The sequence below is a fragment of the Microcystis aeruginosa NIES-4325 genome (genome assembly GCF_008974145.1).
In the GTDB taxonomy this organism is placed as follows: domain Bacteria; phylum Cyanobacteriota; class Cyanobacteriia; order Cyanobacteriales; family Microcystaceae; genus Microcystis; species Microcystis aeruginosa_G.
This window is the reverse complement of sequence record NZ_BJKP01000014.1, coordinates 23,131-48,661: the sequence shown is the minus strand read 5'-3', so window position 1 is coordinate 48,661 and position 25,531 is coordinate 23,131. Positions and strand designations below refer to the sequence as shown.

Genomic DNA, 25,531 nt, shown 5'->3' with positions numbered 1-25,531 from the left:
CTTAACGTGATATACTGCCAGAGGAAAAAATGACGTTTTAATTAGTCTGCGTGAATAGCCAATCCTCGACGATCATAGAACAGGTTAGAGTCCTTGACCCCCTGACACAAACCGATCGCATTGCCGATGTCTGGATTGAGGAGGGGGTAATTAAAGCGATCGAATCTCAGCTTCCCCCAAGAGAAAATAGTAACTATATTTCTGGTCAAAACTGTATTTTTGCTCCCGGATTAGTCGATCTCTACAGTCATTCCGGGGAACCCGGCCACGAGGACAGAGAAACCCTCGCATCTTTGCTCAAAGCGGCCACGGCCGGAGGCTGCACCCGGTTGGCAATTCTCCCCAATACTCTCCCCCCTCTCGATCACCCCGCACTCATTAGCACATTACAGCAAAAAAGTCAAGGGTTTTTTGACTCAAAATCGACTCGTCTGCATTTTTGGGCAAGTCTCACCCTAGGAAGGCAAGGGCAAAAAATGACGGAATTAGCCGATTTAATGCCTGTAGCGGTGGGTTTTACCGATAATCGCAGTCTGGAAGATTTGGGACTGTTGCGGCACTTATTGGAATACCTAAAACCCTTCGGTAAAAATATCGCCCTTTCCCCCGTAAATCAGCAATTAAAGGGTAATGGAGTCATGCGTGAGGGAGAAACCTCGATTCGCTTCGGTTTACCCGGAGATCCTGCTATTTCCGAAACCACTGCTTTAGCCACAATTTTAGAAATCGTCGGCGAAATTAATACACCTGTTCACCTAATGCGAATTTCTACCCGTCGGGGAGTGGAATTAATTCGCGAGGCAAAAATGCGGGGATTGCCGATAACCGCTAGTGTGACGTGGTTGCATCTCCTCTTAAATACAGGATCGATCGCCAGCTATCATCCCAGTTTACACCTCGCTCCACCCTTGGGCAACGAAAGCGATCGCAAGGCGTTAATTGCGGCAATTAAGGAGGGAATTATCGATGCAATCGCGATCGATCATCGTCCCTATACCTACGAAGAAAAAACCGTCTCTTTTGCAGAAGCACCCCCCGGCGCGATCGGGTTAGAATTAGCTTTACCGCTACTCTGGGAAAAATTAGTAATAACCGGGCAATTATCAGCTTTACAATTATGGCAAGCGCTTAGTCTCAATCCCTGTCATTGTTTACAACAAAAACCGGCATCTCTCAACCCCGGTAATCCCGCAGAAGCAATTCTTTTTCATCCCCAAGCAAGCTGGAAAGTAACGGTCAATAATCTTCACTCTCTCAGTCATAATACTTTCTGGTTAAATCAAACAATTACGGGAAAAGTGTTAGAAATGTGGAATTTTTAAAGGTTTAGGAAAGGGGGGATTGGGTTTTTAAAGTTGGCATAATTTATTTTTATTCGATCAATCAATGATCGAGGTAAACACCATGACAGCCAGTAAAAGTCACGCTTATTTTACTCCCCAAGACTATCTAGAAATAGAGAAAATTAGTCCCATTAAACATGAATATATGCAAGGGCAAATCTTGGCGATGGCGGGGGCCAGTAAAGCCCATGTTATCATCACAGGTAATCTTTCAGCCCAATTAATTAATCATTTACGGGGTAGTGTTTGTCTTGCCTACGCTACCGATATGAAAGTGCGTCTCCCTAGCTTAAATATCTTGTATTATCCCGATTTTGCCATTACTTGTGACCAACGGGATCGAGTTTCCCAGGAAGATTTTATCCTGCATCCGCGAGTGATTATCGAAGTTTTATCCGACTCCACGGCAGCCTTTGATAGAGGCGATAAATTGGCCGATTATCAAACTATCCCCGAATTACAGGAATATCTATTGATTGAGCAAAAACAAGTCCTAATTGAACAATATCAACGTCAATCTAATAACCTCTGGATTCCCCATATTTATCAAGCGGGAGATTTAATCACTATTAAGTGTATTAACTTTTCTTGTCCGATAGAAATTCTTTATCAAAACCTAGAAATTCTTAGCTAGAATCTTGATCGTAAAAATAGTAAAACGGGGTCAGGTATTAGGAGAAATTTGTCCTATTTCCTAACCCCCCAACAACTTAAGATAATTAACCCCTTTGTCGAGTATTAATCACCTCACCGGCTGCATTAACTAACTCTAGCTGTAGCGGCATTTGTCCCATAGCGTGAGTGGAACAACTTAAACAGGGATCATAGCAACGAATACCCGCTTCCACCCGGTTTAACATCGCTTCAGGAATTTCGCCACCATGGATATAATGTTGGGCGATTTGTTTCACCGTTTGATTCATGGCTAAATTATTATTACCCGTGGCAATAATTAAATTCACCGTTTCAATCAAACCATTTTCATCCACTTTATAATCATGGAATAAAGTACCCCGGGGCGCTTCACTAACTCCCACCCCTTGCAGATTATTAATTCCTGCTTCGGCCCTGCAGCGTTGAGAAACTATATCGGGATCGTCGATTAAAAGTTCGATACGCTCTAAACAGCCCAAAATCTCCACTAAACGAGCATAATGATAGTAAAAAGAAGAGGTGGCTACACCACCGACCCGATGGCGATATTCCCGTAACTCTATATCCGCTCCCTCCGTGCCAAAATGGGAACAAACATTTAAGCGCGCCAACGGACCAACTCGATAGATACCGTCGGGATAACCGAGGGGTTTATAGTAGGGAAACTTCAAATAAGACCATTTTTCTACTGATTCGCCGATATAATCGCGATAATTGTCTTCGCTGAGGTTATCGGCCACGATATTGCCTTGACTATCGGTAAAACGAATATGACCACCGTAGTGTTCCCACTCGTCCCGTTTACCGACCAATCCCATAAACAGGGAAGGGAAATTACCAAAAGCGGCGATTTCTGTGGTTAAATTGTCCAGAAGTCCTTTAAACAGGTTTAAAGCCGTGTAAAGAGTCGCTTTAGACTCCGGCAGTCGTTCTTTAATCCATTGTCGCCCTTCTTCGCTCAAAGGGGAACGCACACCCCCCGGGACAGACCAAGCGGGGTGAATTTTTTTCGCCCCCAAAAGTTCAATAACTTTCTGTCCAAATTGACGTAAACGGATGCCCGCTCGCGCTAGGTCGGGATCGGCGGCGATTAAACCGAAAACATTCCGTTTAGCGGGGTCACTTTCCCAACCAAGCAGAAAATCGGGGCTGCTAAGATGGAAAAAGCTTAAAGCATGGGATTGGGTTAATTGTCCCAAATTCATCAAGCGCCGCAGTTTTTCACCTGCGGGGGGGATTTGCACCGCTAGAATTTTATCGCCGGTTTTGGCGGCACAAAGTAGGTGACTAACGGGACAAATGCCGCAAATTCGGGCAGTAATTCCCGCCATCTCCCACATCGGCCGTCCCTCGCAGAATTTCTCAAACCCGCGATACTCGACCACATGAAAACGCACGTCATCCACTTCCCCCCCATCGTCAAGGAAAATCGATATCTTGGCATGGCCCTCGATCCGGGTGACGGGATCGATAACGACGGTTTTAGTCATAGATAAGTCCTCATTGTTCAGGAGTTCCACAGAACGGTATTGTGGAGAGTGCGATCGAGCTTAGTTTAGACGATAATTGATCCCGATCTCCGCCCTGCTGTCTCTATGATAGTTATTACCCTCCTAGCAATCCTAATTTTTATAACAATTTTTCCCGATTCTCAATCGGGGCTAATTTGACATTTTGTAGCAAATACTACAGAAAATAGTTCGGAAATCCGCAATAATCACATCTCTCTTTGCTGGTGTTGATCGGTCATTATATATATAGAAGTCGGTTCTCGGCTGTCAGTTTTCCTCTCAAGGCTGAGGGCGAAAAGGTCGGAAGTTGGCTGGATTGTTCGCAGCTAATCGGGAAAGTCACCTTTTTGTCTTGTAATCTTGCCTAACAATATCAGAGGCACTGCCGAGGATTCAGGAAAAAGCGACCCAAAAACAAGCGATTTCAGTTGCTATCCCTTTGGTGTGGTATCTTTGTTCTAAATGTTGAGAAAAGAGGATAAACTTAACATCATACCAAAGAATGAATTAGCTTTGAACCTTTAGGGGATTGCCCGCGTCTAAAAGCGCAGGATACAATCAAAGAAATTCCGATCAAACTCATACCGACTTCAGATAAGCCAGACTCACCCGGGAGTCGGAATAGTAACAGACTTTTTCTGTGTCAAGGAGTCACCACCAAACCAATGCCCACAGCAAAAACCAACCAAACTCAATCACAGCCCACCCTCAATGCCGATATGGTGCGTACCTATCTGCACGAAATTGGGCGAGTTCCTCTCCTAACTCACGAACAAGAAATTATTTACGGCAAACAAGTCCAACGGATGATGAGCCTGTTAGAAGGGAAAGAAGCACTATCGAAGCAATTAGGACGGGAACCACAGCACTTGGAGTGGGCGGATTCGGTGAATTTAAGCGAAAATGAACTGGATCGCGCCTTGAAAACCGGTGATCGAGCTAAACGGAAAATGATTGAAGCTAACCTCCGCTTGGTGGTTGCGATCGCCAAGAAATATCAAAAGCGGAACATGGAATTCCTAGATCTAATTCAAGAGGGTAGTCTGGGATTAGAAAGAGGTGTAGAGAAATTTGATCCCACCAAAGGTTATAAATTTTCTACCTATGCCTACTGGTGGATTCGACAAGCGATTACCCGTGCGATCGCTCAACAGGCCCGCACCATTCGTTTACCCATCCATATCACCGAAAAACTGAACAAAATCAAAAGAACCCAGCGCGAACTCGCCCAAAAACTGGGGAGAAGTGCCACACCTGCCGAGATTGCCCTGGAATTAGAGCTAGAACCCGCTCAAATCCGCGAATATCTCAGTATGGCTCGTCAACCCATCTCCCTTGATGTGCGCGTCGGCGATAATCAAGATACGGAATTGTCGGAATTATTAGAAGATAGCGGAGTTTCTCCCGATACCTTCATCACCCAAGAGTTATTACGGCAAGACTTAGCCAATCTCCTGGCCGAATTAACCCCCCAACAACGGGAAGTGATTACTCTCCGTTTCGGTTTAACCGATGGCAAAGAGTTATCCCTAGCCAAAATCGGTCAGAGAATGAACATCAGTCGGGAACGGGTGCGACAATTAGAACACCAGGCCTTGGCTCATTTACGCCGTCGCCGGGCTAATGTCAAGGAATATATTGTCGCTAGTTAGTAAAATTAGCAGATAATCAAAAAGGAGAGCTGGCGCTCTCTTTTTTTTCGGGTTTATTTTTGCTAAAGATTTGTAACTAATCTTAACAAAAAAGTGAAATTATTCTGGGTTTCTTTGACGATAAGACTGAGAAGATAAGCTGTTGAATATCTAAAATAATTGTTAAGATTGTCTATGATTACCGGAGCGAGGAGCAGGGAAATGCAGTTTGAGTAATTGTGCTAAAATCCTCAATTTTCAGCGATTTTCAGCCACTGTTGTCCATAAAATCTCCCCAAAAAAAGATTTAACCTTGACCAAAAAACACATAAAACGGCTTGACTTTTAAAATTGCAGTGTCTAGACTTAGGGTTAGGTCAAGAATTACTTTGTAGGGCAGAACAAGTCCTCAAGTGTTTTTGCCTAACCGTTGAAATAAATTCAATTTGAACTTGGTGAACTATGAAGACTTCAAGCACAATCAAAAGATTGTCACTAATCGCTTCTGGAGTGGCTCTTTCCACCTGTGTTTTAGCCGTTGATAGGGCTAATGCCCAGCCAATCCTTCTTGATTTTGAGGGATTGCTAGATAACGAGCAAATTCTCAACTTTTACGATGGCGGTTCAGGGGGCAACTTAGGCATTTCATTTGGGGATGGCGCTCAAGCCTTCATCTCTGAAAGTGCTGGTGGTACTGGGAACTTTATCAACGAACCTTCGCCAGACACTACTGCTTTTTTCTTAAGCAGCAGCGGCACTAATTTTCTGATGAACGTAACGGCGGGGGTTACAACCGGTTTTTTCTTCTTTTTCAGTGCAAATGCAACCAATCCACCAACTCCAGTTAAAGTCTATGACGGCCTAAACGGAACGGGAAATCTTTTGGCTACCATTAATCTCCCTAATAATGCTTTCGATGGTTGTGATCCCGGTATCAATAACACTTTTTGCAACTGGGATCCTATTGGTGTTAGCTTCCTTGGTACAGCCAAGTCCGTAGATTTCTCTGCGGTTGCTAACCAGATTGCCTTCGATAACATTACCCTAGGACGCGACACGCCCTGCATAGATGCAGCTGATTGTCGTCAGGTTCCCGAACCCACGTCTGTAATCGGGTTACTCGCCATTAGTGCTTTGGGTGCGGGTTCAGTTTTACAACGCAAATTATTAAAGTAGGAATCTAACTCAGCAATTCGCTACTTAAAAATCGATAACTGAAAGCGATCGTACTCAATCAATGCAGTGCGATCTTTTTGAACGTCAGTCCTCAGCCTTTTCAGTTATCAGTGACCACTTCTATCTTCCTATTCCCCAAAACCAGAGACTTTGTCCCCCACAAGTGCGAGAATTGCTAGGATATAGAATCCCGATTAGTTTTCACCTGTGGCAGTTTCGTCATGACTAGATCAACGGAAACAGCGACCCCAACATTATACGAAGAAGATTTTTATCTCTGGCTAAAAACCACGGCAGAACAATTAAAAAAGGGCCAGTTTGCCGAGGTGGATTTAGACAACTTAATTGAGGAGATTGAATCGATGGGGAGAAGTGAAAGACACGCGAGCAAAAGTCTTTTAACTCGTCTCCTAGAACATTTACTCAAATTAACTTACTGGCAATCGGAAAGAGACTGTCATGGCAATTATGGTCATGGAGAAATCAATAATTTTCGGGCAGAAATTCCAGATTTACTGGAGGATAGCCCTAGTTTAAAGCCCTATCTTCGGGAGATTTTTGAGCCATCCTACCATACAGCTTTAGAGAACTGATCTGGGTTCAGTCAAGCAATTTCTTCAGTAGGGCATCCACTTCCTGCAGGCCGGATTGATTATTTTTCAGGACATAAACCGCTCGCGCTTGCTTAAAAGCTTCCTCCGCCTCTCTTTTTCGTCCTCGGCCCGCGTAGGCCCGACCGAGATTAAGATAGACATCGGCGTTATTGGGGGCGATTTCGGCCAAATCTTGATAGGCGATAATTGCCGCAAGATAATCTTTTCTGGCCAGATGGATACGACCAATTCCCGCTTGTGCTTCCAAAGATTGGGGTTGCAGGAAAACAGCCCGACGATAAAAGGGGAGAGCCTCGTCAAAACGCTCTTGTTTTTCGAGTAAAATCCCTATTTTTAGCTGAATTAAAAAATTACCTGCACTTTGTCGCTCTATTTCTTTTAAAATTTGGGTTCCAGCATTTAAATCGCCCTGTTTGAGCAAAAGGCTGGCTAGTTGCAATCTTAATTCACTATTGTTAGGGAATCTTTGCAGGGATTTTTGGAGAAAATCGAGGGCTTCGCTGCTTTTATTCTGTTCAATCAAGGCTTTACCCATGATTTCGTGGGCTTGCTGATTATTGGGGTCGAGAGCTAAAACCCATTGGTAAACTTCGCCCGCTTTTGCATAGTTTTTTTGCCGTAATAATACCACCCCTAAACCGAGGTAGTGTTGGACGTTTTTCGGTTCTATTTGGATAGCGTAGTAGTAAGCGGTGGCGGCATTGTCATAATCGCCGATATTAGCCAAACTATAACCGAGGGCATGGAAAAAGTCGGGATTACTCGGATCGAGACTTAAAGCTTTTTGGTATGCTTGGGCGGCGGCGTTATAATCCCCTTGCCGTGTTTGTAAAAAGCCGATCCCGGAGAAAATTTTGGCATTATTGCCATCAAGGGCGGCAGCCCGCTCGTAAATGGCTATAGCTTCCCCATAATTGCCATTTTTGACCAATTGCCGCGCTTGACGCAGTAGTTCGTTAACCTGTGAATCCTTGCTCACGATTGCCCCCGCTGGATTATCGGCGATCGCAATTGAGGGAGAGAAACAGCCCCCTGCGAGAAGACCGACGAGCAAGATTAAACGGGTAAATTGTTTCATCGCTTTACCTTTGTTAACGATTCTTAATTAAAGTTTATTGTAAATGGTATTGACAAAAATCAACTATTCTGAATTACCCTTGGGCGAGATTATTGCGGGCTTCTTGGGCGACTTGGGCGCTTTTGTCGCTGGTTAACTGGGTCAAAACAGCGATCGCATCCTGCCCACCTAGGCGGCCTAAAGCTTGAGCGAGACGATAGCGCAGTTGCCAGTCATCATCATTAGCCAAAGGAACGAGTAAAGAGACGGCGCGAGGGTCGCCTAGTTCCCCAAAAGCGCTAACAGCGGCCGTTTTTACCAGTTCATTATCGGAGTTAAGGGCGATTTCGAGCAGTTCAAAGCCCCGGGGTTCCCCCAATTCGCCCAAAGCTGCCACAATGCTAAATTGAATTAACCAGTCGGAGGATTGTTGATAGACGGCCACCAGATCATCGTAGGCTGCCGTTAATTTTAACCCCCCGATCGCATCGGCCGCGGCCGCTTTCACGTCTGCTTCCGGATCATGCAACAAGCGATCGCGTAGAATAGTTAAGGCCAGATCAGGATTCTGACGACCGAGGATATCTAGCTGACTTACCGCCGAATAACGCACCCTAGCGTTACTATCGTTGATTAAAGGCTGTAACATCTCGAAGGCGATTTCTGGGGCTAAATAACGCAGTTGATTAACTCCCGATAAGCGATCGCCATAATCATCGGAATCGAGCAGCCGTTGCACGGATTCGGGGGAATAATTCATAATTTGATGACACCCTTAACAATTGGACTGGTATTAATTGTCCCATGAATAGTTATCGAATCCCGACTATCTTGATCATCTTTAGTTCCCCGGTTTTTTGGGGCTGTAGTCCTCCCTCTCCTATTAAAAAAGAACCGACGGCTAAGATAATCATTTCTCCTTCTCCCAGTCCGATTATTTCCGCATCAGACATTAAGGCCGCTAATGGTTATCGTCAATTGGGATTACAGTATCGTCAACAGGGAGATTTTGTCAAAAGTATTGAAGCTTTAAAAAAATCGGTACAGTTAAACCCCAATCATCTAGACGGGAGAGTAATTTTAGGCTGGACACAACACCTAGCTAAACAACCTTTTGCGGCACAAACAACCCTAGAGGAAACGATTAAAATTGCTCCCGATCATGTGGAGGCTTATAATGCTTTGGGAATTGTTTATCTAGTGGCTGGTGATCTTGAAAAAGCCGTAGTCACTCATACGAAAGCCGCTAATTTAAACCCCGATAATGAAATCGCCTACTATAATTTATCCCTTGCCTATCATCGCTTAAAAGATTTTAATTCAGCTATTACTAACGCCGAAAAAGCAGTTAAATTAGAGCCAAATAATCCCCATCCTCTTGTGGCTTTGGCAATGATTTATTTAGAGCAAGGTGATAGTAAAAAAGCGCAGGATACCTATAAAAAGGCTAGGAATTTAGACGGTCGTTATCGACAAAAATGGTTTCTGGCACACCTGAAGGAAGCGGGTTTTAGTCAGGAGCAAATTAAATTAGTCGAAAAGTTACTATAGCGTTTTTCAGTCTGCTGAGGTACAAAAGTTATGGTTTTTAGGCAAAAGGCAAGAGGCAAAAGGGAAGAAAAATAGGTGTACCTCACTAGCTTAGGAAACGCTATATCCTAGATTTGAAAGTTAATATTTCCCCTTAGGATGCCTGTCGATGTCCCAGTTTTAGGAAAATAGTTTCTAAATCTTCGCGGCAAGTATAAAACTCGCTTAATATCAGACCAGAAACGACTAAAGATTTCAACAATTCGGCACTATCTTCTAGGGTTCCCGTAAATTTAACCCGGAGAGTATTAGTATTAATAATTCTTTGCCAACTTTCCACAAAAACACACTGTTTAAGAGCGGTTTCCAAGGCTTCTAAATTGCCTAGAGTCGTGATCTGCAAGTATTGGCTGGCTAGACGTTGATTTAATTCTTGTAAAGAGGTACTTTCCACTAGATAACCTAATTCCATTATACCCACAGAACTACAAAGTTCGGCTAAATCACTAAGGACATGGGAAGAAATTAAAATAGTCATACCCGCCGATTGTAAGACTTTAATAATCTCACGAAATTGTAGGCGAGCGATCGGGTCTAATCCAGAAACCGGTTCATCGAGAAGTAAAATTAAAGGTTCATGGATAATGGTTCGGGCTAAACTTAAACGTTGTTTCATCCCCCGGGATAAAGTAGCGATCAAATTATGGCTTTTATTGGTTAATTGTACCAGTTCTAGAACCTCATAAATGCGGCGATGACGTTGAGAGCGAGGGAGCTGATAAAGACGGGCAAAATAATCCAGATAATTCCAGACATTTAGGTCATCATAGAGGGGAAAATTATCGGGCAGATAACCTAAATTTCTTTTGAGACGGGGATTACTCTCATCTCTTAAAAGACGTTCTCCGTGCAGATATATTTCTCCCGTTGTCGGTTCTTCCGCTGCTGCTAACATTCTAATTAAAGTGGTTTTTCCTGCTCCATTTGGACCGATTAACCCGTAAACTTCCCCCGCTTCAATCTGTAAATCCACTTGATTAACAGCCCCATGACGGTCAAATTGTTTGGTTAAACCAACGGTAGCAATGGCTAATTCGGGTGTGTTCATAAAGTTTTTTAGTTAGGTTCTCACGGTGACTCGCTAACCAGGAATACAGGGTTTACCTCCCATGACTTCTGCCGGTTGTTGTTAAATTGTTTGAGCCTTCATATCTTCTCAGTATATTCTTATCTAATAATTTTCGGTGAAAACACTTAAAAATAAATCTTTTCTGCCAGGGGTGATAGTTTTACTGGTCGCTTGGGCATCTTAGGGGTGTAGACTCAGGGTAAGCGCATCTTAACAATCTTTGACAAAATGAACTTTATGTGATTTGCTTACCCAGAGAGAGATTCAGCCATATTTGAGGAGAATTGGCCATCTCAATTGTTAAGCAAAAATCGACCAAATGTGAAGATTTCGTAACTATTATGATTGACTGGTATCACCTGAAATGCCCATGCGGATCACAAAATTGGCCAATTGTCAATAGTTTTTGAGATGCTCTCACCCTGCCTTCCAGTGACCTTCGTTTCTCTCTCTTTCTGCCGCCCAATATTTGAGTTTAAGTAAATGTTATAATAATCGGGTTAACAGACTTTTAATTGTGCGTTTTTCACTCCTTCCCATACTTGCTAATTCCTCCAATAAATTATCTAAATCTACCCGCTCAAACTGTCTGGCTTGCAGTTGATTAATAGTAGTTATAATCCAGAGATAAAAGTCTTGTTCGTACAGAGTTTTATTGTCCACAAATCCTCACTTAAACTAAATAAAACCAGGATAATTATCAAACTCAACTATACAAACTAGCCACATATTCACCATAGCCATTATAGGGCAGAGTTTCGATAATTTCCCAAGATAAATCACTTCTACTGCCGATAAATTTCTCCGTTGCTTGTGACCAACGGGGATGGGGTTTACTGGGGTTTACATTAGCCTCAAAATCGTATTCGTGAGCGTCAATTGTGTTCCAGTAGGTGGCGGGTTGTTTGGCGGTAAATTCAATTTTTACTATTGATTTTGCCCCTTTAAAACCGTATTTCCAAGGAATAACCATTCGCAAGGGTGCGCCGTGTTGTTTGGGTAAATCATGACCGAAAATTCCCACAGCAAAGAAAGCTAATTCATTGGCCATTTCTTCAATTCTTAAAGCTTCTGTATAAGGCCAGGGTAAGGCTCCTAAATGTAATCCTGGCCCTTTGGTAATTTCGGGATCATAAAAGGAAGTAAAACGGACGAATTTAGCTTCGGGTTTTGGTTCCACTGCCGCGATTAAAGCCCTCATGGGAAAACCTAGCCAAGGTAAGACCATTGACCAAGCTTCCACACAACGAAAACGATAGATTCTTTCTTCGAGAGGAAAGATTTTTTTAATAGTGTCTATATCGTAGGTTTGGGGATTTTTTACCAATCCTCCTACTTCTACCGTCCAAGGATTCGTCGGTAATTTCTGCGCTTTTAACCAGATATTTTTCCCCCCCCCGAACTCATAAAAATTGTTATATCTCCCCGCTACAGTTTCAGCAACTATGGGGCGATTTACCGTTAAAAAATTCGGATTCTTGCTGAACCCTTCAATTTTAGGTAATTGCAAACTTTTTTCTAAAGCTTCCGAGGAGGAGGATTTACCACAAGCAGTTAATAATAGAGAACTACCCGCAATTCCTGCCCCGATTAACCCCTGTAAAAACCGACGACGTTTAAAATAAACACTTTCAGAAGTGACTTCATTTTCGGAAATTTCCCAAGATTTAGCTAAACGAATTAAGACCATAATTATCCCCAATTTTATTGACAAGAAAACAGAGTTATGATATTGGATACCACAACTCTGATTGTACAATAGTTTGTCAGTTTTTTTAAGAAATTTCGGCGAGCATCGGGGCAGTCGCCAGAGGTTCCCGTCGTCCTTTTAAGACCATGGGAACTCCTCGCGAGGGAGCAAGGGTGACACCGCGGCGGCTGGGTTTTTCGGGGGTATTATTAACTAGAGTTAACTGATAATTGGCCAAAATCGTAGCGATAGCGATTTTCATCTCGTAGATAGCTAAAACTTCCCCGATACAACGACGCGCTCCACCACCAAAAGGCATATATTCGTAGGGGGTGAATTGTTTTTCTAAAAAGCGTTCTGGTTTAAAAGTATGGGAATCGGGGAAAGTTTGTTCGCGGTGGTGGGCTAGATAAATACAACCCATAATAATTGTCCCTTTTTCTAAAGGATAACCATCTAGTTCTACCGGTTCTTCCACTGCTCGCGGAAAAGTTAACATTGCCACGGGATGAATGCGTAAAGTTTCCGAACAAACCGCCGAAATATAGGGTAATCGAGTTATGTCAAGGGGGTTAGGATTATCTCCTAAAGTGGCTATTTCTTGCAGAATTTTTGCTTTAATTTCTGGATAGCGATGAGTCCAGTAGAGCACCCAAGACATAGCGGTGGCAGTGGTTTCATGACCTGCGAATAATAAGGTCATTAATTCATCGCGCAATTCCTTATCACTCATCGGGTTGCCTTCTTCATCCCGGGCCGACATCAGTAGTGATAAAATATCGGTGCGATTGGGGTTAGGATTAGCTTTTCTTTCAGCAATTTCTGTATAGATAATATCATCAATTTTTTCTTGAGAACGCTGGTATTTTCCCCAGGGACTCCAAGCACCAAAATCAGCCCGCAAAATTGGAAAAAATAACAAAGAAGCCATCACCGGAGAGTTAAAAATATCGAGCATTTCAGCCAGAATTTTTTTCAGGGTTTGATAACGTTCCCCTTGACTAATTCCAAAAACTGCCTCCATAATTACTTGTAAAGCAATCGCTGTGGTCGCTGAACGGGCTTTAAAAGGTTGATTTTCGGGCAATTCTGCCATCACTCTCAGGGTAATATCGCGGATTAAATCGCCGTAGAAACGCATTCTCTCCCCGTGAAAAGGTGGCAATAAAAGCTGACGGCGTTTTTTGTGGGTGTCTCCGTCTAACATGACGACGGAATAATCACCAATAATCGGGGCAATAATACGATTGGCTTCCCCTGGTGCCGAAAATTGTTTACGATCATTAGTTAAAACCTGTTGTAGGGCTGCAGGACTACTGACAAAGATAAAATTATCCACAGTTAAACCCACTTTTGTGCTAAAAATATCGCCATGCTTGCGGGCGGCATTTTCCATAAAACCCACGGGATTAATGATCCATTGTGCCATTTGCAGGAAGGTAGGGGCTTTGACCTTGGGGATGATTTTCATAGATTAATTACTATATCCAATGCTAATTATTTCTAATTGTGACATTTTTTTCCCAGAGACGGCAAGGTGTAATATCAAGTAAACAGCAAAAATTACCCGGCTGTTGCTTGTCTTATCTTCTCCCAGAGAGGGGGATTTTCTGGGAATTTTCAGGATTGGCTTTCTGGTCTAAACAATGATAACTACGGTAGAATAGCCCCTAGTTCTATTTAATTCGCTTTTATAGTTCAATCTCTCTTTTTTCATTCCTTATAGGGACTTTTTATGATTATTTCCAAGTTTTTGCCCTTAGGAAAAACTGTGATTATCAGGCATTTACTCTTATTAACTACATTTGGCCTTGTTTTTCTCCTGACTACTCCCCCCGCTTTTGCCCTCGAATCCAGTACCTCCACGGGTTTTAATCCTCAAACTATTCTTTTCAATGCCTTAACTTGGGTGGATAGTTTGGGAGCCTTAGGAGCGATCGCGTTTATAATTATTTATATTCTAGCTACTGTGGCCTTTTTTCCTGGTTCGATCCTGACTTTGGGGGCTGGTGTGGTTTTTGGTGTGGTGTTAGGCTCTTTTTACGTCTTTATCGGGGCAACTATCGGCGCTACTGCCGCTTTTCTGGTGGGACGTTATCTGGCTAGGGGTTGGGTGGCGGAAAAAATTCAAGGTAATAGTAAATTTCAAGCTATAGATGAAGCTGTGGGGAAAGAAGGCCTAAAAATAGTGCTTTTAACCCGTTTATCTCCCATATTTCCTTTTAATCTGCTCAATTATGCCTATGGTGTCACCGGGGTTTCCCTGAAAGATTATCTACTAGGTTCCGCCGGCATGATTCCGGGGACGATAATGTATGTCTATATTGGCTCTTTAGCGGGCAGTCTTGCCACTATCGGCACCTCGGCACCAGCCACTAACCCAGTTTTACAATGGATTATTCGCCTGATCGGTTTTATCGCCACCGTTGCCGTCACCCTCTACGTCACAAAAATTGCCCGTCAGTCCCTGGCATCAGTTATCAATGAATAGTAATCAGTCATCAGTCAGGGGTTGGGGAAGTGGGAAGTGGGGGAATGGGGAAGTGGGGAAATTGAACTAAAACCCCAAAACCCCAAAACTCCAGCCCCCAACACCTAAAACCTATCTCCCGACTCCTGACTCCTATCTCCTGACTCCCCAAAACGAAAACTTCGTATCTCACCATTAATATAACTACTTTAAGTAGTCGTGCAAAATTAATTTCTTGGTTAGGATAGGCAATAGGCAATAGGCAATAGGCAAAAGCTTTATCGAAATGTGTAATTAATTTTGCTTAGGTACTTATTATGTTTCAAAATAGCTCTAGGGAAGTTAATGTTCTCCCGGTGGACGAACATAATCAAAAATTAGTTAATTATGTTCATCCTGCCGATTGGGTCAATCCACAACCCCAAAATTGTTATGATTTAGTCGTCATTGGCGCGGGTACTGCGGGTTTAGTTGTAGCGGCTGGTGCTGCGGGTTTAGAGATAGGTTTAAAAGTGGCTTTAGTGGAAAAACACTTAATGGGGGGAGACTGCCTCAATTTCGGTTGTATTCCTTCTAAATGTCTGATTCGTTCCTCTAGAATTATCGGGGAAATTGAGAAAGCCAAAAAATTAGGAATTGATATTGGAGATACTAGGGTAGATTTTGCCAGAGTAATGGCCAGAATGCGGCAAATTCGCGCCGATATTAGCCCTCATGATTCGGTGCAACGTTTCCAAAAACTAGGTATCGATGTCTTCTTGGGTAGCGCTCGTTTTTTGGGACAAAATGCCGTGGCAGTGGCAGGAAAAACCCTCCATTATAAAAAAGCCGTCATTGCTACTGGTGCTAAGGCCCTTCATCCCGATATACCCGGACTAAAAGAAGCGGGATTTTATACCAATGAAACAATTTTTTCCCTCACAGAATTACCTCCTCGATTAGCTGTTATCGGTGGCGGGCCGATTGGTTGTGAATTAGCCCAAGCTTTTCAACGGTTAGGCGCGCAGGTGATTTTATTTCATAATCATTCCCATCTTTTGAATAAAGAAGATGCAGAAGCGACCGAAATTATTGAGAATACTTTCCTGCGGGAAGGAATGCAATTAATTCTCTCCTGCCAAATTGAACGGGTGAGAAAAAATGAGCAGGGTAAAACCATTGAATATACTAGCAACGGCCAGGTAGCAACTATCACCGTCGACGAGATTTTAGTCGCTGCCGGCCGGGAGCCTAATCTGTCAGGATTAAATTTAGAAGCAGTGGCCGTGGAATACGATACTCGTCGGGGAGTCAAAGTTAATGATTATCTGCAAACTACTAACCCGAAAATTTATGCGGCTGGTGATATCTGTATGGATTGGAAATTTACCCATGCCGCCGATGCAGCCGCCCGTATTGTGATTAAAAATATCCTCTTTTCTCCCTTCGGTTTCGGACGCAATAAGCTCAGTAATTTAGTTATGCCTTGGGTCACTTATACTGACCCAGAAATCGCCCGTGTCGGTATGGATGAAACCCAAGCACAGGCCATGGGATTGACCACTAATACTATTAAAATTCCTTTGAGTATAGTCGATCGAGCTATCGCTGATGGAGAAACAGAAGGTTTTTTAAAAATTATTCACAAACAAGGTTCCGACCAAATTTTAGGAGCCACTATCGTCGCTGCTCACGCCGGTGAGATGATTTCCGAAATTACCACCGCTATAGTTGCTAAAATCGGACTGGGTAAACTCTCTACTGTTATTCATCCCTATCCCACCCAAGCGGAAGCAATTAAAAAGGCTGCCGATGCCTATCGCCGAACTCTCTTAACTCCTAATAGTCAAAAATTCTTGGAATTGTTGAGTAAATTATCGGGTTAAAATCAGTAGAACTCTTGCAAATTAATTATATGTTATAATGATGGTTTAACTAATTTGTCCCCAAGAATTAGTCTTTGGGTATATTTGTACTGAATAAGAGCTTGAAGTTTAACTTTTAACTCAAAACTCTTGAGATATGCTTTAATTTGGTTGTCAAAACCTCTTTATTTAAGCAGCACAAGCTATCTCAATTATAAAAATTGGGAATAAATTATCCTTTCTAAAGGATAATATTTTCAAGATTTTGAGTTTCCTGTTTATATGTTCAATAATAATTATTTTTTTGGCTAAAGCCTTGTTATACTACTTTTATAAGTCTGTTAATTTTCTATTTTTTGGTTTCTTTTTCGGTGTATAACTATTACTATGGTATTGAGATATTCCCTGATAACCACTGTCTTCTCTGCTGGTAGTTAAAGGATGACAACGAACTCGATTTTTTTTAATAAACTAAAATCATGCCCTCTGCTTTTCCTGCAAAAGACACAGATAATTTCCTCTGTATTTTGATTAGCTACTAATTGGGATTTTAAAGTATGATTACCTCTTTTACCTGAAAAAATCTTTCTGTTTTTTCGGGCGTTCAAGGGTAGTTTCTGTTACATCCATTTTTGCTAATAAACATAGTAAAAGTATAGATGATTTCCTGACCTAAGATCACATTTTATTCTTTTTTCGACTTCCATCTAAAAATTGAGAAAAAAGCAAAAGGCTCTTCTCGACTTTGTGTGATAATTTTTGCTTATAGAATCGTGAAATGTTTACTGGGAAAGACTTTTAGGACTATTTTGCTGAAGAAACTATCAGTATAGAGCCCGTTTCCACACAGAAACCAGAAGAGCCAGCAAAAGCCTCCATTACACCATAAAAAAATTATGCAAGGGGCTTATGACTATCTAAATTACTGGTTAAGACTGTCTATGAGCAGGGAGCAGGGAGAAAAAACTTGACTACTGACTGAAAGCTGATCACTGACAAAACCTATCCCAAAACGATCGAATCTCGCAGGGATTGAATTTCCTCGGTTTGTAAACGCGCCCCAAAAGTAGAAACCACCCGGGCAGCCGCTAGAGAAGCGAGATTTCCCGCTCCTTTGTAACCCATACCGTGGGTAATACCGTAGAGAAAAGCACCTGCGTACATATCCCCCGCGCCGACGGTATCGATCGCCTGTACCGGATGGGGGTCAATTTCCAGCAGATTTTCGCCATCATATATCAAAGAACCACTGGCACCCCGGGTGATAGCGAATCCTTGGGCAATGGTTTTAAAATAGGCGATCGCTGACTCGATTTCGTCGCTGCCGGAAATAGTCAAAGCTTCCGACTCATTAGCGAAAACGAAATCTAACCCGGTTCCGATCATTTCCAGTAATCCCTCGCGGAAGAAGATCGCCATATTGGGATCTGACAGGGATAAAGCGGTTTTGACTCCAGCAGCCTGAGCAATTTCTCGCCCTTTAATAGCGGCAGCTTTGGCAGTGGGAGAGGTGACGAGATAACCTTCGAGATAGAGATAATCGGCATTAGCGATCGCTGAGGGGACTAATTCCCGTTCGGAAATTTCCCCGGTGATGCCGAGAAAAGTATTCATGGTGCGATCGGCATCGGGAGTGACGAAAACTAGACATTTTCCCGTGATTCCCACCTCTTTTTCGCCGCCATGTTCATTGGTATGTAAACCACAGGCCCGCAGATCTTGCAGATAAAACTTACCTAATTCGTCATTACCCACTTTACAGGAATAGAAACCTCTACCCCCCAACTGAGCGATCGCTACTAGGGTATTCGCCGCCGATCCGCCACCGCTGCGTTTACAATCAAAAGCCAATTTTTCCATCAACTGGGTTTGACGATTTTCGTCCACCAGCGTCATCACTCCTTTATCGATGCCCAATTCTTGCAGTAATTCAGGAGAGACTTGAAATTCCATATCAACGAGCGCGTTACCGATCCCATAAACGTTGTATTGTTTGCCCATAATCTAGTCGATCGCCTAAAAATACTTTGTTATTGATAGTAGGGAAAGAAGGGGCAAAAAGCTAGGGGCTGTTTTCAGCCAGAGAATACGATAATCAAAAATAATGGGTGTGCTAGTCTCACACCCCCAGTAATTTGTGTTAAGTTTTGTTTAACTAAGCCACTTTAAGCCTCATCGTAGGCCTCTAGATCCAACAGATAAAGATAAGGTTCGGCTAATTCCTGCCGTTGAAAAGCGATCGCTCTTAACAGATGCCAATCCCGCAAAGCCTCGAAGGGGTTACTATACTCATCTTTTTCTAGTCGTTCAGCTAAAGAAGCAATATCAGCGGCGGTATATTTGGCAATATCTTGATCAGTGAAGCTTATAACTGTCATTTCTGCACCTCCCTCGACCTTTGTTCTATTTCTAGCCTAACATATATTCTGAGTTGAAAAAATGCCTTGACCGCCAAGTTAAGAACTGTAAATGGAAGGGTAATTGTGGTAAGATTCCAGCAAAAGAGCTATTTTTGATTGATCTTCTATGAAAACAGCCCTCATTACCGGTGCTTCCACCGGTATCGGTGCCGTCTTTGCCCGTCAACTTGCCCAACGGCAAATGGAGCTAATTTTAGTCGCTAGATCTAGGGATAAACTAGAACAATTAGCAGCGGAATTAGAGAAACAATATGGGGCAAAAGTGACAGTTATCGTTCAATATCTGACCGTTGCCGGGGCAGGAAAGCTGGTATATGATACGGTGAACCAAAAAGGAATCAACGTTGATTTACTGGTAAATAATGCCGGTTTTGGTGATTATGGTGCTTTTAGCGAGCGGGATTTAGCTCGACAGTTAGAAATGATCCAGTTAAATAATCTGGTATTGGTGGAATTAAGCCACTATTTTCTACGTCCCATGCTTGCTGGTGCTGGGGGGGCAATTATCAATGTTGCTTCCATTGCCGGGTTTCAACCGCTGCCCTATCTTTCCGTCTATGCGGCGACAAAAGCTTTTGTCCTCAGCTTTAGCGAGTCTCTCTGGGCAGAAAATAAAGACAAAGGCGTTGAAATCCTCGCTCTTTGCCCCGGTCCGACGGAATCGAATTTTTTTGAGGTGGCCCGATTTCCCAGTGCCTTTATGGGCAAAAACGGCGGGTTAGATTCGGCGGAAGTGGTGGTACAAGAGGCTTTAACCGCCTTGGCAAACAAACGCCCCAACGTGGTAGCTGGTAAATTTGCTAATAAAATTATCGTCAATCTGCCCCGTTTTTTACCTAGAAGTTGGATCGTGTCTTTGATAGAAAAGCAATTCAAGCTATAACTAGAATCAAGCTAATTAGAGCAATTGCTGATAGGATTTTAAGGGAATACCTGTCCGGTTTCTCACTTCGATCGCCGAACGATAGACACCGTTTTTTTCTCTTTCGGCGACAATCTTATCAGCCACGGAAAAGTCAAGACCTAGATTGACCAATTCCTCAACGGACTGGTAGTTTAAACAACGCCAAGAAACGTCAACTTCTTGGCGAATATCGTAGGCAAAGATAATCAAAGGTTCCAATTTTTTCAGATAATTTTCTGGTAAACCAGCCAGGAAGTGTAATTCTTCTAAATGGGTAAAAATATGTCCTTCATTACGGACAGAAACGATATCATTGGCATAGACAATCGGCAACCCTAATTTATAAACCAGATCGTTGGTGGAACAACTGTTAATATCAATTTTTTTGAGAGGAGAGAATGACTGTTTGGAATCGGTTCTATTTGCCGAAGCTATTGGATGGGAATTAAGCTGTTGACGGATGTATAAACCTAGGCCGATTTGGGCAAACCAAATTACGATAAAAGACTCTTTTGTCAAGAAAATAAAGGAGATAATTGTCAAGGCAATGCCGACGGATAACCAACTTTGGTTATTGGTTTTTTTGCCAGCATTAGCAATGGCAAGCCCACCAAAAACTGGAACTAAAGATAGCCAGATCCACTCAGAAGATTCGGGAGGGCGAGGAGAGAGATTAGACATATTTTTTAAAGAGAATCTAAATATTTTCTGCGTTTTTCTTCGTATTCTTCAGCAGTAATAATTCCCTGATCGTAAAGTTTTTTAAGCTGGAGTAAAGTAGCGGTTTTTTGCTGACCTGATTCTGGCAGTCCTCGCTCTCTACTGCTAGGGAGATAGTTAGGATTATATTTAGCATCAAAAGCTTGATCTGACATAATGATTAAACCAATAAATTCAAAAAAAGCAATGATGCCGGGGATAAAAGTCCAGAAGAAAAGTAGATAAAAAATACCTGCCAAATTCTCCCCTAGATAAAATTTATGGATGCCAAGATAACCGAGAAAAAAGGCTAGTAAAGCTGCTATAGTTCTATTTTTCATGATTTTTGAGATTTCCCTAATTTAGTCAAAAGAAAGTATAAAACCACGATGCCCGCCTGTAATTCCAAGAGAGTAATATAACCCTTGACTAGATAATTTAATTCTAGGGAGGAATTAAATGCAAAAACTAGCACACCCAAGACTAAAAAAGGCAGTAAGTGCCAGCCAGATTTGGGTATTTTTATTCCCGTACTATTAACCTGATTCATGGGCTAATTCTCTAGGTTGATATTTTTCGGTGATAGGAGCAAAATCGGGCTTTGTCAAGGGGTAGTTTGATTAACTTTTAGCATCTCAACCAGAATATTATGGGCATCCTTGGCTGATTCTAGGGTGCGCTCAAAAGGTATTCTAATTGTTTGACTCTCCCCTAATTTTTCTACGGCTAAATCCATGCCTTGGGGATCGATGGAGAGCATTTGAGCGGTTTCTGCATCGGTAATATTACCGTAAACTTGAGCGTAGAAAAGCACGGCATCACCGTGATCCTTGTTCATGTGTTTACAGATGCGATCGCTAGTGGCGGCAGTGATAGTTTCAGACATAATATTCCAGAAAAAAATCGATAATATCGTTAAAATTGCTAGTTTTTTGGGATAATTAGGGTGGGTACGGGCAAAAGCTGGTTCTAAGTCGAGACAAATGGGGGACGGAGGGCAATAATTCGATTACTGGTCAACGCTGCTTCTCAGGCTATCTCTAACGAGTTTACAACAGGTAGCAGACCGATGAACAGGGGGGCGATATCTTGGATGGTTTCTCAACTATCTAGCTCAAGACTGATTTTTTGATAGGGTGCAGATAGGGGATATTAGTTAGGGTAGCGTAATTAATCGCTAATTGGCAGATAATTTGGGCGTGGGCATGGGGAGCATCAATAATAAGTTTAATGTTATTTTCTTGACAAAAAGCTTTGATTGTGCATTTATCTAAATTGTCCCACTTCAGGTCAATCGAAGTAGTGGTCTGTCAAAGCTATAATCACGGATAATGGGAGAGATAAATTCAGCCTAATTTGTTCAAGAATGAGCGCACCTCTGGGCAAAAATTGAGCCAAAAAGGGAGTTAGTAACTTATTCATGTTCTTCAAAGGAGGCAGCTTGCAGTGACTGAGCAACGTACCAGTATTGATTGGCTCAACACAGGAAATACTTGGTAGATGAACCTTATCCAGATGCAGTGAGTATTGGGATTTTTAGTTCCTCAGCTTGAACTTGATCTAATAAACTATTGGTTTGACTAAAGATGAGATTAAGTAAATCTTCAGCATTATTGCGTTAACATCAGTTCCCCCCTAGCCTAATTAGACCTCGATCGCTTAAAATAGTCAAAATTAACTTATTTGTTGGCTCATGTCTCCCCTCGACAACATCACTAAACTGTCTCACCTCACCCGCAGAGATATTCAGAAAAATTGGTTGATCGCTACAGCAGCGGGAAAACCAATTCAACCCGTCACCCTCAATGAAAAACAATACATTATTTGGCCTGCCGGCAGACAAATTCAATATCTAACTCAAAAAATTATTGTCCCCGAACATTTAGCCGGTTATCCTTTAGAGGGAATGGAACTGAGATTAATCTTAACTTGGTGGGCGGAAGATGTCAAAATTTATGTTAATAATCAATTTATCCAAGCAGGAGACCTCTTTGATTCTTCCACGCGCATTTTACTTTCTAACTCGGTCTCTACTGGTCAAGAAATTCTTGTTACTCTCCGTTTAGTCAGTCCCAATCATGATATTGGTGGTTTGATGAAATCAGAGTTAGTCTATGAATATAGCCAAGCGATCGATCCTAGTTTTGTTGCTGATGAATTGACCATTATCCATAATTATCTACAGACTTTTTATCCTGAAAACTTAGCGATTTTTACCGCAACTCTCGATAATATTGACTGGGATAATGTCACCAACAAAGATAAATTTAATCAATCCCTAGAATCAATTCGTCAATCCCTACAACCCCTCGCTCAACCTCTGAAAGAACGCAGTTTTCATCTTCTCGGCCATGCACATTTGGATCTGGCTTGGTTGTGGCCGTTGGCAGAAACTTGGCAAGTGGCAAAAAACACTTTTATCTCGGTTTTAAACCTGCAAAAAGATTTTCCATCCCTCATATTTGGTCATTCTAGTCCCCTAATTTACGAATGGATAGAAAAACATCATCCTGACCTATTTAAAGCAATTCTAGAGGCATATAAAGGGCAATCTTGGGAACTTTTGGGCGGGATGTGGGTAGAACCAGAAGTCAATTTAATCTCTGGGGAATCCCTATTTCGACAGCTGCTTTATGGACAACAATATTTTCAAGAAAAATTCGGACAAATCACTAAAACTGCTTGGCTGCCGGATACCTTTGGTTTTCCCTACCAATTGCCGCAAATTCTTAAATCCTTTGGCATCAAATATTTTGTAACTGGGAAACTACATTGGAATGATACGACTAAATTTCCCCACGGTTTTTTCTGGTGGCAATCTCCCGATGGTAGTAAAATTCTTTCCCTCATGTCTCCTCCCAATGTTGCCGGAGTTATGGATACTAATCCAATTATTATGACTGATCATGCTCTCAATTGGGAACGGCAAACCGGTTTAAAAGAGATTTTTTGGTTGCCCGGTGTTGGCGATCATGGCGGTGGTCCGACTCGTGATATGTTAGCAGTGGCACAACGTTGGCAAAAATCTCCTTTTTTCCCCCAGTTAAAATTTAGCCAAGCAACAACTTATCTGGACAGTCTCGATACAAGTAATCTTCCTATCTGGGATGATGAATTATATCTAGAATTCCATCGGGGTTGTTATACTAGCCACGCTGACCAAAAAGCCTATAATCGTTACTGTGAAATCCTCTTGTATCAAGGAGAATTATGGTCTTCTCTGGCTAATATTTTACTAGAGATTCCCTATCCGAAAGTCGAGATAGAATCCGCCTGGAAAAAGGTTTTATTAAATCAGTTTCATGATATAATGCCTGGTACTTCTATCCCCGAAGTGTTTAGGGATGCTAATCAGTTATGGCGGCAAGTTATCAGCACAGGTGAAGCAATTTTAGAGCAAGCTTTACAGGCAATTGCTAATCAAATTAATTTACCTAATCCTCCCCATACCCAAGCAAAACCTTTTCTAGTTGTTAATTCTCTTAACTGGGAAAGAACCCAGGTTATCTCTTTAGCTGTAGAATCTGCAAATTGCTCAGTTTATGACTTGAATAATTGTCTCTGTCCCTCGCAATTATCCCACGACAATCAGTTATTATTTCTCGCTGAAAATATTCCTTCCGTGGGTTATAAGTTATTTTGGTTAGTTCCCAATCAGCAAGCAGCCGAGCAAAATTTAATTAACTGCCAATTTATTTTAGATAATGGCCTGCTTAAAGTTACTATTAACTCAGAAACGGGGGATATCGATAGTATATTTGATATAATTAATCAAAAAGAAATCCTGCAAGCTGCCGGTAATCAATTACAGGCATTTAAAGATCAAGGACAATATTGGGACGCTTGGAATATCGATCCGAATTATCAACAATATCCCTTACCAAAAACAGTATTAAAATCGATTAAATGCTTAGAATATGGCCCCTTGCGCTGGCAGATTTGCGTGATCAGAAGTTTAGGTGATTCGGAATTTTGTCAAGACTATATCTTAGAAAAAGATTCTCCTATTCTCCAGATTAAAACTATTGTTAATTGGCAGCAGGAACACACTTTAGTAAAAACCGCTTTTCCTCTTACGCTAAACAGCGATTTTACCACCTATGAAATTGCCTGTGGTGCGATCAAGCGTTTCCACCAGCTAGAATCGCCAAAATGGGAAGTTTACGGGCATAAATGGGCGGATTTAACCGATACAGAGGCAAACTACGGAGTTAGTCTTTTAAATAATAATAAATATGGCTATGATGCTACTAACCAGCAACTACGATTAACTCTGTTAAGAAGTCCCCGATGGCCTGATCCCGAGGCAGATCTGGGGAAACAGGAATTTACCTATGCAATATATCCCCATCAAGGTAACTGGAAAACGGCGCAAACTGTCCATCACTCTTGGCAGTTAAACTCACCTGTCAACGTTATTTTTATTAATAATTCTTCTCGATTAAACCGGTTGCCGCCCGTGGCAGAATGGTTAAAATTCTCAGCCGATAACTTAATTTTAATGAGTTTCAAACTAAGTGAAACAGCCTCTCGGGGTTGGGTAATGCGCCTTTATGAATGTCAGGGAGAAAACGCTGTAATTGATTGGCAAAATCAATTACAATTAACAATAAAAGAATCGATCGACGGTTTAGAAAGAGCGATCGATCCCGTTGAGCAACTTTTTCCTTGGCAGATAGCTACATGGTTATTAAAGAATTAATCTTCGTGATCTTCAAAAGGATCGCTTAATTCTGCTGCCGGCGGTCCAAAAGCGGTATAAAGAGCTAAAGCGGTAATCCCCACCAAAGCGGCAGCGATCGAAATCCCCAAAATTGTTGCAGTTTCCATAGAATAAAATTTGCTTAGATACAGTCTGT

General features: G+C 42.1%; 23 protein-coding genes and 3 pseudogenes. 10 read left to right on the top strand and 16 right to left on the bottom strand.

Features of this window, described 5'->3' with window-relative positions:
- Positions 1–50 precede the first annotated feature (50 nt).
- Both MiAbW_RS09920 and MiAbW_RS09915 read left to right on the top strand, forming a co-directional pair.
- Complete coding sequence (locus MiAbW_RS09920; RefSeq protein WP_151695986.1) at positions 51–1,322, top strand: dihydroorotase; 1,272 nt, start codon at positions 51–53, stop codon at positions 1,320–1,322.
- 82 nt (positions 1,323–1,404) lie between these two features.
- On the top strand, positions 1,405–1,977 hold the full coding sequence (locus MiAbW_RS09915; RefSeq protein WP_151695985.1) for a Uma2 family endonuclease: 573 nt from the start codon (positions 1,405–1,407) through the stop codon (positions 1,975–1,977).
- Positions 1,978–2,062: 85 nt separating this feature from the next.
- Here the strand turns inward: MiAbW_RS09915 and MiAbW_RS09910 are convergent, their stop codons facing one another.
- Entirely contained in the window at positions 2,063–3,487 is a 1,425-nt protein-coding gene (locus tag MiAbW_RS09910) for a Ni/Fe hydrogenase subunit alpha (RefSeq protein ID WP_151695984.1), read from the bottom strand.
- A gap of 686 nt (positions 3,488–4,173) precedes the next feature.
- On the opposite strand from MiAbW_RS09910, the gene MiAbW_RS09905 reads away from it, so the two are divergent.
- The 3 genes and pseudogenes from MiAbW_RS09905 to MiAbW_RS09895 all read left to right on the top strand — a co-directional run.
- Complete coding sequence (locus MiAbW_RS09905; RefSeq protein ID WP_151695983.1) at positions 4,174–5,160, top strand: RNA polymerase sigma factor, RpoD/SigA family; 987 nt, start codon at positions 4,174–4,176, stop codon at positions 5,158–5,160.
- A gap of 441 nt (positions 5,161–5,601) precedes the next feature.
- Entirely contained in the window at positions 5,602–6,315 is a 714-nt protein-coding gene (locus tag MiAbW_RS20020) for a PEP-CTERM sorting domain-containing protein (RefSeq protein ID WP_238707234.1), read from the top strand.
- A gap of 221 nt (positions 6,316–6,536) precedes the next feature.
- Positions 6,537–6,902 (top strand): annotated as a pseudogene (locus MiAbW_RS09895) (DUF29 domain-containing protein); the annotation flags it as partial.
- 13 nt (positions 6,903–6,915) lie between these two features.
- Here the strand turns inward: MiAbW_RS09895 and MiAbW_RS09890 are convergent.
- Both MiAbW_RS09890 and nblB read right to left on the bottom strand, forming a co-directional pair.
- The gene (locus tag MiAbW_RS09890) at positions 6,916–8,007 is read right to left on the bottom strand and encodes a tetratricopeptide repeat protein (protein ID WP_151695982.1); all 1,092 of its coding nucleotides are present in this window, start codon (positions 8,005–8,007) and stop codon (positions 6,916–6,918) included.
- A 73-nt stretch (positions 8,008–8,080) separates the two neighbouring features.
- Entirely contained in the window at positions 8,081–8,746 is a 666-nt protein-coding gene (gene nblB, locus MiAbW_RS09885; RefSeq protein WP_151695981.1) for a phycobilisome degradation protein NblB, read from the bottom strand.
- Positions 8,747–8,790: 44 nt separating this feature from the next.
- Between nblB and MiAbW_RS09880 the strand changes: the two genes are divergently transcribed.
- Positions 8,791–9,537: a tetratricopeptide repeat protein gene (locus MiAbW_RS09880; protein WP_151695980.1), complete on the top strand. Its 747-nt coding sequence runs from the start codon at positions 8,791–8,793 to the stop codon at positions 9,535–9,537.
- A gap of 133 nt (positions 9,538–9,670) precedes the next feature.
- Here MiAbW_RS09880 and MiAbW_RS09875 read toward each other — a convergent pair whose 3' ends face one another.
- The 4 genes and pseudogenes from MiAbW_RS09875 to MiAbW_RS09860 all read right to left on the bottom strand — a co-directional run bounded on the left by MiAbW_RS09875 (position 9,671) and on the right by MiAbW_RS09860 (position 13,806).
- The gene (locus MiAbW_RS09875) at positions 9,671–10,624 is read right to left on the bottom strand and encodes an ABC transporter ATP-binding protein (protein ID WP_151695979.1); all 954 of its coding nucleotides are present in this window, start codon (positions 10,622–10,624) and stop codon (positions 9,671–9,673) included.
- A gap of 447 nt (positions 10,625–11,071) precedes the next feature.
- Positions 11,072–11,308 (bottom strand): annotated as a pseudogene (locus tag MiAbW_RS09870) (DUF29 family protein); the annotation flags it as partial.
- Between the two features lie 43 nt (positions 11,309–11,351).
- Positions 11,352–12,335 (bottom strand): protein-methionine-sulfoxide reductase catalytic subunit MsrP, encoded by a 984-nt coding sequence (gene msrP / locus MiAbW_RS09865; protein WP_151695978.1) that lies wholly within the window; start codon positions 12,333–12,335, stop codon positions 11,352–11,354.
- Between the two features lie 85 nt (positions 12,336–12,420).
- Positions 12,421–13,806: a cytochrome P450 gene (locus tag MiAbW_RS09860; RefSeq protein ID WP_151695977.1), complete on the bottom strand. Its 1,386-nt coding sequence runs from the start codon at positions 13,804–13,806 to the stop codon at positions 12,421–12,423.
- Positions 13,807–14,070: 264 nt separating this feature from the next.
- Between MiAbW_RS09860 and MiAbW_RS09855 the strand changes: the two genes are divergently transcribed.
- Both MiAbW_RS09855 and MiAbW_RS09850 read left to right on the top strand, forming a co-directional pair.
- A complete protein-coding gene (locus tag MiAbW_RS09855) occupies positions 14,071–14,826 on the top strand; it encodes a TVP38/TMEM64 family protein (RefSeq protein ID WP_151695976.1) in 756 nt (251 codons plus the stop codon).
- 296 nt (positions 14,827–15,122) lie between these two features.
- Positions 15,123–16,670 carry a mercuric reductase gene (locus MiAbW_RS09850; protein ID WP_151695975.1) on the top strand — a complete coding sequence of 516 codons (1,548 nt, stop codon included), beginning with the start codon at positions 15,123–15,125 and terminating at the stop codon, positions 16,668–16,670.
- Between the two features lie 210 nt (positions 16,671–16,880).
- Here the strand turns inward: MiAbW_RS09850 and MiAbW_RS09845 are convergent.
- The 3 genes and pseudogenes from MiAbW_RS09845 to isiD all read right to left on the bottom strand — a co-directional run.
- Positions 16,881–17,291: pseudogene (locus MiAbW_RS09845) on the bottom strand (transposase family protein); the annotation flags it as partial.
- A 360-nt stretch (positions 17,292–17,651) separates the two neighbouring features.
- Positions 17,652–18,650: an adenosine kinase gene (locus tag MiAbW_RS09840; protein WP_151695974.1), complete on the bottom strand. Its 999-nt coding sequence runs from the start codon at positions 18,648–18,650 to the stop codon at positions 17,652–17,654.
- 164 nt (positions 18,651–18,814) lie between these two features.
- Positions 18,815–19,027 (bottom strand): protein IsiD, encoded by a 213-nt coding sequence (gene isiD / locus MiAbW_RS09835; RefSeq protein WP_002732311.1) that lies wholly within the window; start codon positions 19,025–19,027, stop codon positions 18,815–18,817.
- A 148-nt stretch (positions 19,028–19,175) separates the two neighbouring features.
- Between isiD and MiAbW_RS09830 the strand changes: the two genes are divergently transcribed.
- On the top strand, positions 19,176–19,952 hold the full coding sequence (locus MiAbW_RS09830) for an SDR family NAD(P)-dependent oxidoreductase (protein WP_151695973.1): 777 nt from the start codon (positions 19,176–19,178) through the stop codon (positions 19,950–19,952).
- A 15-nt stretch (positions 19,953–19,967) separates the two neighbouring features.
- On the opposite strand, the gene MiAbW_RS09825 is transcribed toward MiAbW_RS09830, so the two are convergent.
- The 5 genes from MiAbW_RS09825 to MiAbW_RS09805 form a co-directional block, all read right to left on the bottom strand.
- The gene (locus MiAbW_RS09825; protein WP_151695972.1) at positions 19,968–20,654 is read right to left on the bottom strand and encodes a helix-hairpin-helix domain-containing protein; all 687 of its coding nucleotides are present in this window, start codon (positions 20,652–20,654) and stop codon (positions 19,968–19,970) included.
- 5 nt (positions 20,655–20,659) lie between these two features.
- On the bottom strand, positions 20,660–21,013 hold the full coding sequence (locus MiAbW_RS09820) for an NINE protein (RefSeq protein WP_151695971.1): 354 nt from the start codon (positions 21,011–21,013) through the stop codon (positions 20,660–20,662).
- Entirely contained in the window at positions 21,010–21,222 is a 213-nt protein-coding gene (locus tag MiAbW_RS09815; protein WP_151695970.1) for a hypothetical protein, read from the bottom strand. The genes MiAbW_RS09820 and MiAbW_RS09815 overlap by 4 nt, the downstream gene beginning before the upstream one ends.
- 54 nt (positions 21,223–21,276) lie before the next feature.
- The gene (locus MiAbW_RS09810) at positions 21,277–21,558 is read right to left on the bottom strand and encodes a DUF2470 domain-containing protein (protein ID WP_151695969.1); all 282 of its coding nucleotides are present in this window, start codon (positions 21,556–21,558) and stop codon (positions 21,277–21,279) included.
- Between the two features lie 223 nt (positions 21,559–21,781).
- Positions 21,782–21,961: a precorrin-6A/cobalt-precorrin-6A reductase gene (locus MiAbW_RS09805; protein ID WP_151696022.1), complete on the bottom strand. Its 180-nt coding sequence runs from the start codon at positions 21,959–21,961 to the stop codon at positions 21,782–21,784.
- 404 nt (positions 21,962–22,365) lie between these two features.
- Between MiAbW_RS09805 and MiAbW_RS09800 the strand changes: the two genes are divergently transcribed.
- Entirely contained in the window at positions 22,366–25,374 is a 3,009-nt protein-coding gene (locus MiAbW_RS09800) for an alpha-mannosidase (RefSeq protein WP_151695968.1), read from the top strand.
- Here MiAbW_RS09800 and psbN read toward each other — a convergent pair.
- A complete protein-coding gene (gene psbN, locus MiAbW_RS09795; RefSeq protein WP_002761150.1) occupies positions 25,371–25,502 on the bottom strand; it encodes a photosystem II reaction center protein PsbN in 132 nt (43 codons plus the stop codon). The genes MiAbW_RS09800 and psbN overlap by 4 nt on opposite strands.
- Between the last annotated feature and the right edge of the window lie 29 nt (positions 25,503–25,531).

Excerpts from the sequence above, each read along its gene's own strand:
- MiAbW_RS09800 (WP_151695968.1), top strand. The coding sequence starts at position 22,366 with ATGTCTCCCCTCGACAACATCACTAAACTGTCTCACCTCACCCGCAGA.
- MiAbW_RS09830 (WP_151695973.1), top strand. The coding sequence starts at position 19,176 with ATGAAAACAGCCCTCATTACCGGTGCTTCCACCGGTATCGGTGCCGTC.
- isiD (WP_002732311.1), bottom strand. The coding sequence starts at position 19,027 with ATGACAGTTATAAGCTTCACTGATCAAGATATTGCCAAATATACCGCC.
- MiAbW_RS09880 (WP_151695980.1), top strand. The coding sequence starts at position 8,791 with ATGAATAGTTATCGAATCCCGACTATCTTGATCATCTTTAGTTCCCCG.
- psbN (WP_002761150.1), bottom strand. The coding sequence starts at position 25,502 with ATGGAAACTGCAACAATTTTGGGGATTTCGATCGCTGCCGCTTTGGTG.
- MiAbW_RS09860 (WP_151695977.1), bottom strand. The coding sequence starts at position 13,806 with ATGAAAATCATCCCCAAGGTCAAAGCCCCTACCTTCCTGCAAATGGCA.
- MiAbW_RS09825 (WP_151695972.1), bottom strand. The coding sequence starts at position 20,654 with ATGTCTAATCTCTCTCCTCGCCCTCCCGAATCTTCTGAGTGGATCTGG.
- MiAbW_RS09810 (WP_151695969.1), bottom strand. The coding sequence starts at position 21,558 with ATGTCTGAAACTATCACTGCCGCCACTAGCGATCGCATCTGTAAACAC.
- MiAbW_RS09850 (WP_151695975.1), top strand. The coding sequence starts at position 15,123 with ATGTTTCAAAATAGCTCTAGGGAAGTTAATGTTCTCCCGGTGGACGAA.
- MiAbW_RS09840 (WP_151695974.1), bottom strand. The coding sequence starts at position 18,650 with ATGGGCAAACAATACAACGTTTATGGGATCGGTAACGCGCTCGTTGAT.
- MiAbW_RS09820 (WP_151695971.1), bottom strand. The coding sequence starts at position 21,013 with ATGAAAAATAGAACTATAGCAGCTTTACTAGCCTTTTTTCTCGGTTAT.
- MiAbW_RS09910 (WP_151695984.1), bottom strand. The coding sequence starts at position 3,487 with ATGACTAAAACCGTCGTTATCGATCCCGTCACCCGGATCGAGGGCCAT.
- MiAbW_RS09905 (WP_151695983.1), top strand. The coding sequence starts at position 4,174 with ATGCCCACAGCAAAAACCAACCAAACTCAATCACAGCCCACCCTCAAT.
- MiAbW_RS09815 (WP_151695970.1), bottom strand. The coding sequence starts at position 21,222 with ATGAATCAGGTTAATAGTACGGGAATAAAAATACCCAAATCTGGCTGG.
- MiAbW_RS09875 (WP_151695979.1), bottom strand. The coding sequence starts at position 10,624 with ATGAACACACCCGAATTAGCCATTGCTACCGTTGGTTTAACCAAACAA.
- nblB (WP_151695981.1), bottom strand. The coding sequence starts at position 8,746 with ATGAATTATTCCCCCGAATCCGTGCAACGGCTGCTCGATTCCGATGAT.
- msrP (WP_151695978.1), bottom strand. The coding sequence starts at position 12,335 with ATGGTCTTAATTCGTTTAGCTAAATCTTGGGAAATTTCCGAAAATGAA.
- MiAbW_RS20020 (WP_238707234.1), top strand. The coding sequence starts at position 5,602 with ATGAAGACTTCAAGCACAATCAAAAGATTGTCACTAATCGCTTCTGGA.
- MiAbW_RS09890 (WP_151695982.1), bottom strand. The coding sequence starts at position 8,007 with ATGAAACAATTTACCCGTTTAATCTTGCTCGTCGGTCTTCTCGCAGGG.
- MiAbW_RS09855 (WP_151695976.1), top strand. The coding sequence starts at position 14,071 with ATGATTATTTCCAAGTTTTTGCCCTTAGGAAAAACTGTGATTATCAGG.
- MiAbW_RS09915 (WP_151695985.1), top strand. The coding sequence starts at position 1,405 with ATGACAGCCAGTAAAAGTCACGCTTATTTTACTCCCCAAGACTATCTA.